11 protein-coding genes are annotated in these 12,731 nt (G+C 62.2%); 8 read left to right on the top strand and 3 right to left on the bottom strand.

Translation table 11 applies throughout. From position 1 onward, the window contains the following. The first annotated feature begins 195 nt into the window (after positions 1 to 195). Positions 196 to 1,050, top strand: coding sequence for a pirin family protein (locus ACIPOO_RS22940; RefSeq protein ID WP_274135768.1), 855 nt, complete (start codon positions 196 to 198; stop codon positions 1,048 to 1,050). Positions 1,051 to 1,168: 118 nt separating this feature from the next. On the opposite strand, the gene ACIPOO_RS22935 is transcribed toward ACIPOO_RS22940, so the two are convergent. Both ACIPOO_RS22935 and ACIPOO_RS22930 read right to left on the bottom strand, forming a co-directional pair. Beyond that, entirely contained in the window at positions 1,169 to 2,404 is a 1,236-nt protein-coding gene (locus ACIPOO_RS22935; protein ID WP_400610032.1) for a patatin-like phospholipase family protein, read from the bottom strand. A 19-nt stretch (positions 2,405 to 2,423) separates the two neighbouring features. Then, entirely contained in the window at positions 2,424 to 3,356 is a 933-nt protein-coding gene (locus ACIPOO_RS22930; RefSeq protein WP_400610030.1) for a lipid A biosynthesis lauroyl acyltransferase, read from the bottom strand. A 156-nt stretch (positions 3,357 to 3,512) separates the two neighbouring features. On the opposite strand from ACIPOO_RS22930, the gene minC reads away from it, so the two are divergent. From minC to ACIPOO_RS22900, 6 genes are all read left to right on the top strand, one after another. Continuing rightward, positions 3,513 to 4,259 (top strand): septum site-determining protein MinC, encoded by a 747-nt coding sequence (gene minC, locus ACIPOO_RS22925; protein ID WP_274135765.1) that lies wholly within the window; start codon positions 3,513 to 3,515, stop codon positions 4,257 to 4,259. A gap of 200 nt (positions 4,260 to 4,459) precedes the next feature. Beyond that, complete coding sequence (gene minD / locus ACIPOO_RS22920) at positions 4,460 to 5,272, top strand: septum site-determining protein MinD (protein WP_081565987.1); 813 nt, start codon at positions 4,460 to 4,462, stop codon at positions 5,270 to 5,272. After that, complete coding sequence (gene minE, locus ACIPOO_RS22915; RefSeq protein WP_274135763.1) at positions 5,272 to 5,526, top strand: cell division topological specificity factor MinE; 255 nt, start codon at positions 5,272 to 5,274, stop codon at positions 5,524 to 5,526. Before minD ends, minE begins: the two co-directional genes overlap by 1 nt. Before the next feature lie 96 nt (positions 5,527 to 5,622). After that, positions 5,623 to 6,258, top strand: a complete 636-nt coding sequence (locus ACIPOO_RS22910; RefSeq protein ID WP_400610027.1) for an RluA family pseudouridine synthase — start codon at positions 5,623 to 5,625, stop codon at positions 6,256 to 6,258. Between the two features lie 300 nt (positions 6,259 to 6,558). Further along, positions 6,559 to 7,845, top strand: a complete 1,287-nt coding sequence (locus tag ACIPOO_RS22905; protein WP_274135761.1) for a M18 family aminopeptidase — start codon at positions 6,559 to 6,561, stop codon at positions 7,843 to 7,845. Between the two features lie 217 nt (positions 7,846 to 8,062). Continuing rightward, positions 8,063 to 10,249, top strand: a complete 2,187-nt coding sequence (locus ACIPOO_RS22900; protein ID WP_400610024.1) for a mechanosensitive ion channel family protein — start codon at positions 8,063 to 8,065, stop codon at positions 10,247 to 10,249. Positions 10,250 to 10,425: 176 nt separating this feature from the next. On the opposite strand, the gene phnR is transcribed toward ACIPOO_RS22900, so the two are convergent. Next, a complete protein-coding gene (gene phnR / locus ACIPOO_RS22895) occupies positions 10,426 to 11,145 on the bottom strand; it encodes a phosphonate utilization transcriptional regulator PhnR (RefSeq protein WP_400610022.1) in 720 nt (239 codons plus the stop codon). Between the two features lie 386 nt (positions 11,146 to 11,531). Between phnR and ACIPOO_RS22890 the strand changes: the two genes are divergently transcribed. Then, the gene (locus ACIPOO_RS22890; RefSeq protein ID WP_400610020.1) at positions 11,532 to 12,608 is read left to right on the top strand and encodes an ABC transporter substrate-binding protein; all 1,077 of its coding nucleotides are present in this window, start codon (positions 11,532 to 11,534) and stop codon (positions 12,606 to 12,608) included. The last annotated feature ends 123 nt before the right edge of the window (positions 12,609 to 12,731 follow it).

Genomic DNA, 12,731 nt, shown 5'->3' with positions numbered 1-12,731 from the left:
GGGGGGGGGCGGGGGGTGGTTGTTTTTTTTCTCCCTTATTTTATAAAAAAAAACACCCCCCCCCCCCCCCCCCCCCCGCTCCTACAGGCGTAAACCATCTATATTCCTGATAAATACCCCGCAAAAACGTCACCCATTCATCGCTTCAACCCGCATACCATAGGCGCCATTCCCACCTGTTCCGGAGTGAGCCCCATGACTCAATTACGCAAAGTGCTGTCGATCCAGGCCGGTCAACCGACCTCGGACGGTGCTGGCGTCAAGCTGACCCGCGTGTTCGGCGGCCCCGGCGTCGAGGCGTTCGACCCGTTCCTGATGCTCGACGAATTCGGCTCCGACAAACCCGACGACTACATCGCGGGCTTCCCGCCACACCCCCATCGCGGTTTCGAAACCGTGACCTACATGCTCGAAGGCCGCATGCGCCACGAAGACCACATGGGCAACGTGGGCCTGTTGCAGGGGGGCGGCGTGCAGTGGATGACCGCAGCGCGCGGCGTGATCCACAGCGAAATGCCCGAGCAGGAAGAAGGCGTGATGCGCGGCTTCCAGCTGTGGCTGAACCTGCCGGGCAAGTCGAAGATGGGCGACGCCGGCTACGACGACATCCAGCCCGAGCGCATCCCCAGGATTACCACGCCGGACGGCGTCGAGGTGGTGGTGATCGCCGGCCAGTTCGACGACGGCCAGGTGCAGCAGGCCGGCGTGGTGCAGCGCCCTGACACCGAGCCGCAGTATTTCGACTTGCACATCCCGGCAGGCAAAAACATCAGCCCGATCGTGCCTGAAGGTCATCGCGTGCTGCTGTACGTGTACGAAGGCGAGATCGAGATCGCAGGCCAGCCGCAGAAACTCGGCAAGAGCCGTCTGGCAAGGCTGTCGGAAAGCGGCGAGCTGCAACTGAGCACCGCAACCGGCGCCAAGGTGCTGTTGATCGCCGGCAAGCCACTGGGCGAGCCGATCGTGCAATACGGCCCGTTCGTGATGAACAGCCGCGAAGAGATCGAACAGGCGCTGCGCGATTTTCGCGATGACAAGTTGACTGCGTAGTCCTGGACCACCTCAACCTGTAGGAGCGCGCTTGCCCGCGACGCGATCTGTCTGCTCCACAAATGGTGGCTGACAGGCCGTCGTCGCGGGCAAGCGCGCTCCTACAAAGGCAACCGCATCATTCCAACTGCAAAAACCTCATCAACTGCTCCTTCTGGGCCAGCGCATCGCGGCGGCCCAGTTCGATCAGCTCGCTGCAATACCCCGACTCGAACAGCAGATAACTCAGCACCCCCGCCCCGCTGGTCTTGGTCGCGCCCGGCCCACGCAGGAACGTGCGCAAAGCCGGTGGCAGTTCACGACGGTGGCGCGCGGCGATTTCATCGATGGGCTGGCTGGGGGAAATCACCAGCACCTCCACCGGCGCCAGGGATTGCGCAGGCGTTGGCTGTTCGGACACCTGCGGCGACGGCTCAGGCGTTACCGGCATCATGCGGCTGAGCAGGTTGAGTCGCTCCAGCAGTTCGATATCGCTTTCCAGGCTGTCAATGAAGGTGCTGTTGAGCATGTGCCCGCCAATCTGCGCCAGGCTCGGCTGCGCGCCACTGACCGTCCGCTGCACCGGCACGTTGGCGCCCAGGCCCCGGGGGTTGCCGCTGACGCCCACCACCAGCACCCGATTGGCCCCCAGGTGCAGCGCCGGGCTGATCGGCGCCGACTGACGCACCGCGCCATCGCCGAAGTATTCATGCTCGAGTTTGACCGGCGCGAACAACAGCGGGATCGCCGAGCTTGCCAGCAGGTGATCCACCGTCAGCCGGGTCGGCAAACCGATGCGCCGATGCCGCAGCCAGGAATCGATGGTGCCCCGCCCCTGGTAGAAAGTGACCGCCTGCCCCGATTCATAACCGAATGCGGTGATCGCCACGGCCCGCAGGTGCTGGCCATCGATGGCCTGATCGATGCCTGCCAGGTCCAGACGCTCGGTCAGCAAATCACGCAGGGGCGAGCTGTTGAGCAGCGCCACCGGCACTTGTTTGCGGCCAATGCCGAGCAGGCTGCGACCGAAGAACCGGGCCGCCTGGCGAATCACTCCGGCCCAGTCGCTGCGCAGCACCTGATGGCTGCGAAAGCTCTGCCAGAACAGCGTCAGTTCATGAATGGCAGTACGGAATTCTGCGGCGCCGCTGGCCAGCTTCACCGCGTTGATGGCGCCGGCGGACGTGCCGACGATCACCGGGAACGGGTTTTTCGCACCGATTGGCAACAGGTCCGCAATACCCGCCAGCACCCCGACCTGATAGGCGGCGCGGGCACCGCCTCCCGAGAGAATTAATCCTGTGACCGGTTCGATGCCCACCGGTGCCTGTGACGCGCTATTGACTGCTTGTTGTTCTATTGCGCTTGTGGTCATGAAGCCTCGGCTCCCGGTGTCAGCCACGCTTTTTATAGAGTTTCGGCTCGCCCGGCGGTCGGCTCTTGAAGCGCCGGTGCGCCCACAGGTATTGCTCGGGGCACTCGGTGACCGCACGTTCCACCCACTGGTTGATACGGATGCAGTCGGCCTCGTCGCTTTCGCCGGGGAAGTCGGTGAGCGGCGGGTGCAAGACCAGTTGGTAGCCGCTGCCGTCGTCCAGACGGCGCTGGGTGAACGGCACCACGATGGCGCGGCCCAAGCTTGCGAACTTGCTGGTGGCAGGCACGGTCGCTGCCTGGATACCGAACAGCGGCACGAAAATGCTCTGCTTGGCGCCATAGTCCTGGTCGGGCGCGTACCAGATGGCGCGGCCCTTGCGCAGTTGCTTGATCATGCCGCGCACGTCCTCGCGCTCCACGGCGATCGAATCCAGGTTGTGCCGCTCGCGGCCACGGCGCTGAACGAAGTCGAACAGCGCGTTCTTGTGCTCGCGGTACATGCCGTCAATGGTGTGCTGCTGACCGAGGAGGGCCGCGCCGATCTCGAGGGTGGTGAAGTGCAGCGCCATCAGGATCACGCCCTGCCCTTCGGCCTGGGCTTTTTGCAAATGCTCCAGACCCTCGATGTGGGCAAGCCTGGCCAGACGCTCACGGCTCCACCACCAGCTCATGGCCATCTCGAAGAACGCAACGCCGGTGGAGGCGAAGTTTTCCTTGAGCAGGCGCTTGCGCTCGGCCTTGGAGTACTGCGGGAAACACAGTTCCAGGTTGCGCTTGGCGATGATCCGGCGGTCGGTGGCGAAGTAATACATGATCGCGCCCAACGTGCGACCGATTGCCACCAGCGCACGGAACGGCAACTGCACGATCAGCCAGAGCAAACCCAGCCCCAGCCACAGCGGCCAGTAGCGCGGATGAAGAAAACGGGCTTGAAAACGCGGGTGATCCATTACAGCTTCCATCGGGACAAAGGCGGGCATTCTACATCGTATCGACCCTCCCGGTGGCCTCTCGTCGCCAACGCGGGCACTGCGCCTCCCTTGCGGCTGGCGGGCGTTCTCGTTATAAGTCTCGGCACTTTTAGCGACAAGCCGCTGTATGCCGACATGAGCCAAATCGAATTGCAAGACAAGGATCCCGTGTTCCAGCTGAAGGGCAGCATGCTGGCCATCACCGTGCTGGAACTGGGCCGCAACAACCTCGAAGCGCTGGATCGTCAACTGGCGGCCAAAGTCGCCCAGGCGCCGAATTTCTTCAGCAACACCCCGCTGGTGCTGGCGCTGGACAAGCTGCCGCCCAACGAAGGCGCGGTGGATCTGCCGGGCATGATGCGCATCTGTCGCCAGCACGGCCTGCGGACCCTGGCCATCCGCGCCAACCGCATCGAAGACATCGCCGCCGCCATCGCCATCGACCTGCCTGTATTGCCACCATCGGGTGCGCGTGAACGGCCCCTCGATCCGACGGAAGGCGAGGTGAAGAAAAAGCCCGAAGTGATCGAAAAACCGCCCGAGCCGCAGATCAAGCCGACCAAGATAATCACGGCCCCCGTGCGCGGCGGCCAGCAGATTTACGCGCAAGGTTCGGACCTGGTGGTGGTTTCCTCGGTCAGTCCCGGTGCGGAACTTCTGGCCGATGGCAACATCCATGTTTACGGCCCCATGCGGGGTCGGGCCCTGGCGGGGATCAAAGGCGACACCAAAGCGCGGATTTTCTGCCAGCAAATGGCCGCCGAATTGATCTCCATCGCAGGCCAGTACAAGGTTTCCGAAGACTTGCGCCGCGATCCTCTCTGGGGAGCCGGGGTACAGGTCAGTCTGTCCGGGGATGTGTTGAACATCACCCGTCTTTAACGGATACTGCGCCATTTTCCAAGCAACGCTGATACGTAGTGAATTCGAGGCAAAGGACACGGAAAATTCGGGAAACCAGCAGTTTTCTCGATCAGGGAAGCTTTAACCGGCTCAACGTTTCCAACTTTGCTTGTTCGCGGCGACATCGGGCGGGGCTCTTCAGGGACTCATTGTCCTTTTTCCTCTAGGGGTGAAACACCTTGGCCAAGATTCTCGTGGTTACATCCGGCAAGGGTGGTGTGGGCAAGACCACCACCAGCGCCGCTATCGGTACCGGCCTCGCTCTGCGCGGCCACAAGACAGTCATCGTCGACTTCGACGTCGGCCTGCGTAACCTGGACCTCATCATGGGTTGCGAGCGTCGCGTGGTGTACGACTTCGTCAACGTGGTCAACGGCGAAGCCAACCTGCAACAGGCCCTGATCAAGGACAAGAAGATCGAAGGCCTGTACGTCCTGGCCGCCAGCCAGACCCGTGACAAGGAAGCGCTGACCAAGGACGGCGTGGAAAAGGTCCTGATGGAACTCAAGGAATCCTTCGAGTACATCGTCTGCGACTCCCCTGCCGGTATCGAAACGGGCGCTCACCTGGCGATGTACTTCGCTGACGAAGCGATCGTGGTGACCAACCCTGAAGTCTCGTCGGTTCGTGACTCGGACCGGATGCTGGGCCTGCTGGCCAGCAAATCCCGTCGCGCCGAGCGCAACGAAGACCCGATCAAGGAACACCTGCTGCTGACCCGCTACAACCCTGAGCGCGTGAGCAAGGGCGAAATGCTGGGCGTGGAAGACGTCAAGGAAATCCTGGCCGTGACCCTGCTGGGTGTGATTCCAGAATCCCAGGCGGTGCTCAAGGCATCCAACCAGGGCGTGCCGGTTATCCTCGACGACCAGAGCGACGCCGGTCAGGCGTACAGCGATGCCGTCGACCGCCTGCTGGGCAAAGACCGTGAGCACCGCTTCCTGGACGTACAGAAAAAAGGATTTTTCGAACGCCTGTTCGGGGGTAATTAATGAACATTTTTGACTTCTTTCGTGCCAACAAAAAGCAAAGTACCGCGTCGGTCGCGAAAGAGCGTCTACAGATCATCGTGGCGCATGAACGCGGCCAACGCAGTACCCCGGATTACCTGCCTGCCCTGCAGAAGGAGCTGGTCGAAGTAATCCGTAAATACGTCCAGATCGAGGACGATAAAGTGCAGGTTGCCCTGGATAACGAGGGCAGCTATTCGATTCTGGAACTCAACATCACATTGCCTGATCGTTGATTCAAGAAGCGTCGCCACGGCGGCTCGCTTGTCCAGGCCCTTCGCGGGGCCCGGGCGGGCGAGCCGCCGTTGGCGTTTTACGAGGTGTGTTTGTAGATGCCGCTGTCCAATGTTCACATTCTCCACCAGGACGACGCCGTTCTGGTGGTGAACAAACCCACCCTGCTGCTCTCGGTGCCTGGCCGCGCCGACGACAACAAGGACTGCCTGATCACGCGCCTCCAGGAAAACGGCTATCCCGATGCGCTGATCGTGCATCGTCTGGACTGGGAGACGTCGGGGATCATCCTGCTGGCGCGCAACGCCGATGCGCACCGCGAGCTTTCCCGCCAGTTTCATGACCGGGAAACCGAAAAGGCCTACACCGCGCTGGCCTGGGGACAGCCGACACTGGACAGCGGCAGCATCGACCTGCCGTTGCGCTACGACCCGCCGACCAAACCGCGGCACGTGGTCGATCACGAGTTCGGCAAGCATGCGCTGACGTTCTGGAAGGTGCTGGAGCGCCACGACACGCACTGTCGGGTCGAACTGACGCCGATCACCGGCCGTTCGCACCAGTTGCGCGTGCACATGCTGTCCATCGGGCACCCTCTGCTGGGAGATGGCCTGTACGCGCATCCGGAGGCGCTGGCGGCATATCCAAGGCTGTGCCTGCATGCAAGCATGCTGACGTTTACGCATCCCGTAACAAAAGAACGCCTGCGGTTTGAGTGCCCTGCGCCGTTTTGAGGGGTTGGAATGGTTACTCTGATGCCCTTTCGGGCCTTGTCGCGGGCAAGCGCGCTCCTACATCTTTTGCAACGTGCCGTATTCTGACAGACCGAGGCTAACAACGCGGTCCATCAGGCCATGGCGCGTTGCAACAAATGTAGGAGCGCGCTTGCCCGCGACAAGGCCCGATAGGGCTTCAACGTATCAATCCCAAGCCAAGCCAAGCCAGGCCACCCAACGATACAACCTTTCTTCCAGCCCTCTCGCCCCCACCGGGATTGGCCTGTAAACTCCCGCCATTGCTGTCTGGAGTAACTTATGCGCGAAGAGTTGAACCAAGGCCTGATCGATTTCCTCAAGGCCTCTCCCACCCCGTTTCACGCCACCGCAAGCCTGGTGCAGCGCCTGGAAGGTGCCGGTTATCAGCGTCTGGACGAGCGTGATACCTGGCACACCGAAGCCGGTGGCCGCTATTACGTCACCCGCAACGACTCTTCCATCGTCGCCTTCAAACTGGGCCGTCTTTCTCCGCTGATCGGCGGGATTCGCCTGGTCGGCGCCCACACTGACAGCCCGTGCCTGCGGGTCAAGCCGCAGCCTGAACTGCAGCGCCAGGGCTTCTGGCAGTTGGGTGTGGAAGTCTACGGCGGCGCCCTGCTCGCGCCGTGGTTCGACCGCGACCTGTCGCTGGCCGGCCGCGTGACCTTCCGCCGTGACGGCAAGGTCGAAAGCCAGTTGATCGACTTCAAGCTGCCCATCGCGATCATCCCCAACCTGGCGATCCACCTGAACCGTACCGCCAACGAAGGCTGGCCGATCAACCCGCAGAACGAACTGCCGCCGATCCTGGCCCAGGTCGCAGGCGACGAGCGCGCTGACTTCCGCGCCCTGCTCACCGACCAGCTTGCACGCGAGCATGGCCTGAACGCCGACGTGGTGCTCGATTACGAGCTGAGCTTCTACGACACCCAGAGCGCGGCTGTCATCGGCCTGAACGGCGAGTTCATCGCAGGCGCCCGGCTGGACAACCTGCTGTCATGCTTCGCCGGCCTGCAAGCCCTGCTCAACGCCGACGGCGATGAAACCTGCCTGTTGATCTGCACCGACCACGAAGAAGTCGGTTCGACCTCCGCCTGCGGCGCCGATGGCCCGATGCTGGAACAGGTGCTGCAACGCCTGCTGCCCGGCGACGACTATGTGCGCACCATCCAGAAGTCGCTGCTGATCTCCGCCGACAACGCCCACGGCGTGCATCCGAACTACGCGGAAAAACACGACGGCAACCACGGCCCGAAACTCAACGCGGGCCCGGTCATCAAGGTCAACACCAACCAGCGCTACGCCACCAACAGCGAGACGGCGGGCTTCTTCCGTCACCTGTGCATGGCCGAAGAAGTGCCGGTGCAAAGCTTCGTGGTGCGCACCGACATGGCCTGTGGTTCGACCATCGGCCCGATCACCGCAGGCCATCTGGGCGTGCGCACGGTGGATATCGGCCTGCCGACGTTCGCCATGCACTCGATCCGTGAACTGGCCGGCAGCCAGGATCTGGCGCATCTGGTAAAAGTGCTCACCGCGTTCTATGCCAGCGCCGAGTTGCCCTAAGCCGCAGCGCCGAAAGCTTGCTGACCGGCATAACACGATCCCGTAGCAGCACGGCTTGCCGGCGGGGGCGGTGCATCAGTGACAGATGCACCGCCTGACACACCGCTCCCGCCGGCAAGCCGTGCTGCTACGAATCACCTCGCATGCTGAACTGCGCGATGCCGGCCAGTCGGTATCTACACTCACATGGTCCTACTGATTCAAGGTTGACTGCCCGGTGACTGCCCCTTCCCGTTCTAGCGCCCTGTCGCGTCTTTTTCTGATCTGCCTGCTGGCGCTGTTCCCGTTCGCCCTGTCCCAGGCGGCCGGACTGCCGAGCCTGTTGGGCGGCCAGAAAACCCAGCCTCAGGCGCAGGAGCCGTTGGGCCAGTCGCTGGACGAGGTCATCACTTCGCTGGAAAACGACCACCAACGGGCCAAATTGCTCGAAGACCTGAAAAAACTGCGCGATGCCACCAAGAAAGCCCAGCCCAATGCCGAACAAGGCGTGCTGGGCCTGATTGGCAGCACGCTGTCGGAGTTCGAGAAACAATTCACCGGCGATGACAGCCCGCTGAGCCGCTGGGGCTTCGAGCTGGAGCAGGCCGAGCAGGAACTGATGACGCTGATGCTGCCGGCCAATCAATGGTGGCCGATCATCTTCAGCTTTGCCGTAGTCATCGCGCTGTGGAGCCTGCTGGCCTCGGCGCTGATCTGGCTCAGCCACCGGGTGCGGGTGCGGTTCGGCCTGTCCGAGGAATTGCCGCAACACCCCCGCCCCACCGACATGCTGCGGTTCGCCCTGCGCAAGCTCGGCCCCTGGCTGATCGCGCTGGTCATCACGGTTTACCTGAGCTACTCGCTGCCGCCGTCACTGGGCCGTGATCTGGCGATGGTGCTGGCTTACGCCCTGGTGGTCGGCACACTGTTCTCGGCGATCTGCGTCATTGCGTTTTCCCTGCTCGATGGTCCCCATCGCCATCAGGCGTTGTACATCCTGCGGCATCAGGCGTTCAGGCCGCTGTGGTGGATCGGCAGCTTTGCCGCCTTCGGCGAGGCCCTGAGCGACCCGCGACTGATCGCAAGCCTGGGCGTGCACCTGGCGCACACCGCCGCGACCCTGGCCAACGTCATGGCCGCGCTGTCCACCGGCTTGTTCGTCATCCGTTTCCGCCGCCCGATTGCCCACCTGATCCGCAACCAGCCACTGGCCCGTCGCCTCAAGCGCCGCGCCTTGAGCGACACCATCGAAATTCTCGGCAGCTTCTGGTTCCTGCCGGCGCTGGTGCTGGTGGGCGTGTCGCTGTTCGCCACCTTTTTCTCGGCCGGCGACACCAGCACGGCGCTGCGCCAGTCGCTGATCTGCACGGTGCTGCTGGTGTTGTGCATGGTCATCAACGGCCTGGTGCGTCGCCACTCGCAAAAACCGGCCCACGGCCACAAGCGCCACGCGCTGTACTCGGAGCGGCTGAAAAGCTTCTTCTACACCGTGGCCCACCTGCTGGTGTGGCTGCTGTTCATCGAACTGGGCCTGCGGGTCTGGGGCCTGTCGCTGATCCGCTTCGCCGAGGGCGACGGCCACGACATCAGCGTGCGCGTCATTGGCCTGGCAACCACGCTGATCTTCGCCTGGCTGGTGTGGATCCTTGCTGACACGGGGATTCACCACGCCCTGACGCGCTCGCGCAAAGGCCTGGCCAACGCCCGCGCCCAGACCATGATGCCGCTGATCCGCAACGTGCTGTTCGTGACCATTTTTATCATCGCGGTGATCGTGGCACTGGCGAACATGGGCATGAACGTTACGCCACTGCTGGCCGGTGCCGGTGTGATCGGCCTGGCAATCGGTTTCGGTGCGCAGTCACTGGTGGCGGACCTGATCACCGGCCTGTTCATCATCATCGAAGACTCCCTGGCCATCGATGACTACGTGGACGTCGGCGGGCACCTGGGCACGGTAGAGGGCCTGACCATCCGCACCGTGCGCCTGCGCGACATCGACGGCATCGTGCACACCATCCCGTTCAGCGAGATCAAGAGCATCCAGAACTACTCGCGGGAGTTCGGCTACGCGATCTTCCGCATCGCGATTCCGTCGAACATGAACATCGACGACGCCCTGAAGATGATCCGCGACGTCGGCCAGAAGATGCGCACCGACCCGCTGCAACGGCGCAACATCTGGTCGCCGCTGGAGATTCAGGGTGTGGAGAGCTTCGACTCGGGCAACGCGATCCTGCGGGCCCGTTTCAAGACCGCGCCGATCAAGCAGTGGGAGGTCTCCCGTGCGTTCAACCTGTCGCTCAAACGCTACATGGACGAAGCCGGCATGGACCTGGCCACCCCGCGCCTGAACGTGCAGGTCAGCACCAGCGGCGGCAGCGTGAGCGACCTGCGCGGCAAGAAGGGCGATACGGGTAACTGACCGACACTGATGACCTGTGGGAGCGGGCTCGCCCGCGAAAGGGGCCGATCAGACATCACGGGGGTGTCTGACACACCGCTTTCGCGGGCAAGCCCGCTCCCACAGCTGGAGTTTCATCAGGTAGAGAGCCATCAGGTCGAGCGTTTTCAAGTGGAGTGGTCGCAGGAGTATCGGCATCAGACATCGGCTACGACTGCACTCACATGAATCGCATCATGGCGCCAATACTCCAGGTCGCAGTCGATCAGCCGGCCGCGCTGGTCGTGGTTGACCCGCGCGATGCGCAATCCCGGGCTGCCAATCGACACCTTTAACGCCGCGGCAGCCTCCACCGGCAGCGCCGTGGGCACCATCTCGAAACGCACCTGGCCGTAACGAATGTCGTAATGCCGGGCGTACAGCTCGGTCAGTGACTGGTTCAGGTCGAAATCGAGAATCTGCGGGAAGAATTCCGGGTTCAGGTAGTGCTCCACATACAGCACCAGTCGCTCGTCGATACGTCGCACGCGGCAGATCTGGATCACGCTGGAAAGCGCAGGCAACTGCAGCAATTCGCAGATTGCGGCCGAGGCCGGCTGCAGACGCGCCGAAATCACCTGGGTCGCCGGCACCCGCCCCTGGGCCTGGACCATGGCGTGAAAGTGGCTGCGGCGCATCAAATCATAGGCCAGGCGCGGCGGCGAGATGAACCAGCCCCGGCGTTCCTCGCGATAGATCAGCCCCTGCGCTTCGAGCTGCACCAACGCCTCACGCAATGTAATGCGCGTGGTGTCGAATACTTCACTGAGCTTGCGTTCGGCGGGCAGCTTGCTGCCGGGCGGCAACAGGCCATGCTCGATCTGCTCCTGCAGGGCATTGCAGATCGTGGTCACCGCTCGAGGCATTTCCTGGCGCATTGCGTTACCTATCTGGACTAGACCAGCGCTATCGGAGGGCAAGGTCTGCAACTCTACGGCCCGCTCTGGATGCCTTGGAGCCTAGGCAGACTAGATGACTGTTACGTGACAATCCAGCGTGAAGCGCTTGAAAAATCACACAATAAAAAGAAATTAGCCTTTTCGTATCAGGCACTTGGGCATGGTCTACGCTTACTCCACAGCTCACTCCTGCGCCACACGTCGCCCCGGGAAATGCCGGTCCAGACACGAAAGTGTCATGAGACTGGCCTAACTTGGCTCAGGTATTGCTGATCTAGACCAACCCAATCGCAAGGCGCCCTTCCCCGACCCCTTTTCACATAATCGTCGTGAAGTAACGTCGTTCAATACCAAAGGAGCTTCGAATGAAACACCTTTTGCTGGCATCACTCCTGGGTTCGGCCATCGCGCTGAGCACATCGGCCATGGCCGCTGACACCGACCTCAAGACCCTGGAAGCCGCGGCCAAGACCGAAGGCGCGATCAACAGTGTGGGCATGCCCGACGATTGGGCGAACTGGAAAGGCACCTGGACCGACCTCACCGCCAAGTACGGCCTGGTGCACATGGACACCGACATGAGCTCGGCCCAGGAAGTGGCCAAGTTCGATGCTGAAAAAGACAACGCCAGCGCCGACATCGGTGACGTCGGCGCCGCCTTCGGCCCTATCGCCGTGACCAAAGGCGTGACCCAGCCGTACAAACCGACCACCTGGGACAAGGTTCCGGACTGGGCCAAGGACAAGGACGGTCACTGGGCGCTGGCCTACACCGGCACCATCGCTTTCATCGTCAACAAGAAGCTGCTGCACGGCTCTGACGTTCCGACCAAATGGGCTGACCTGAAAAGCGGCAAATACAAGGTCACCATCGGTGACGTGAGCACCGCAGCTCAGGCTGCCAACGGTGTCCTGGCCGCCGCCATTGCCATGAAGGGCGATGAAACCAACATCGAACCGGGCCTGCAGCTGTTCACTGAACTGGCCAAGCAGAAGCGCCTGGGCATCAACAACCCGACCATCCAGACCATGGAAAAAGGCGAAGTGGAAGTCGGCATCGTCTGGGACTTCAACGGCCTGAGCTACAAGGCCAAGATGGCCAACCCGGATGACTACGTGGTGCTGATTCCGTCCGACGGCTCGGTCAAGTCGGGCTACACCACCATCATCAACAAATACGCCAAGCACCCGAACGCTGCGAAGCTGACCCGCGAGTACATCTTCAGCGACGAAGGTCAGATCAATCTGGCCAAGGGCAACGCCCGCCCGATCCGCGCCGAAACCGGCCTGAAACTGCCGGAAGACATCGCGAAAAACCTGATCCCGTCCGAGCAGTACGTCAAGGCCAACCCACAGCCGATCAAGAACGCCGACGCCTGGGAAAAAACCTCCAAGGCCCTGCCTCAGAAGTGGAACGAGCAGGTCATCGTAGAGATGCAGTGATCGTTAACCCAATGAGAGCGCTGTAGATGTAGGAGCGCGCTTGCCCGCGATGACGACGTGTCACCAACATTTTTGGTGTATGACACAACGCGGTCGCGGGCAAGCGCGCTTCTACGACCCCCG

Source organism: Pseudomonas sp. NPDC090201 (assembly GCF_044746825.1).
GTDB lineage: Bacteria > Pseudomonadota > Gammaproteobacteria > Pseudomonadales > Pseudomonadaceae > Aquipseudomonas > Aquipseudomonas putida_AD.
This window is presented reverse-complemented; position numbering and strand designations above follow the sequence as displayed.

Coding starts and splice junctions, on each gene's coding strand:
- ACIPOO_RS22935 (WP_400610032.1), bottom strand. CDS start 2,404: ATGACCACAAGCGCAATAGAACAACAAGCAGTCAATAGCGCGTCACAG.
- ACIPOO_RS22930 (WP_400610030.1), bottom strand. CDS start 3,356: ATGGATCACCCGCGTTTTCAAGCCCGTTTTCTTCATCCGCGCTACTGG.
- ACIPOO_RS22910 (WP_400610027.1), top strand. CDS start 5,623: ATGCCGCTGTCCAATGTTCACATTCTCCACCAGGACGACGCCGTTCTG.
- phnR (WP_400610022.1), bottom strand. CDS start 11,145: ATGCGCCAGGAAATGCCTCGAGCGGTGACCACGATCTGCAATGCCCTG.
- ACIPOO_RS22940 (WP_274135768.1), top strand. CDS start 196: ATGACTCAATTACGCAAAGTGCTGTCGATCCAGGCCGGTCAACCGACC.
- minE (WP_274135763.1), top strand. CDS start 5,272: ATGAACATTTTTGACTTCTTTCGTGCCAACAAAAAGCAAAGTACCGCG.
- ACIPOO_RS22890 (WP_400610020.1), top strand. CDS start 11,532: ATGAAACACCTTTTGCTGGCATCACTCCTGGGTTCGGCCATCGCGCTG.
- minC (WP_274135765.1), top strand. CDS start 3,513: ATGAGCCAAATCGAATTGCAAGACAAGGATCCCGTGTTCCAGCTGAAG.
- ACIPOO_RS22905 (WP_274135761.1), top strand. CDS start 6,559: ATGCGCGAAGAGTTGAACCAAGGCCTGATCGATTTCCTCAAGGCCTCT.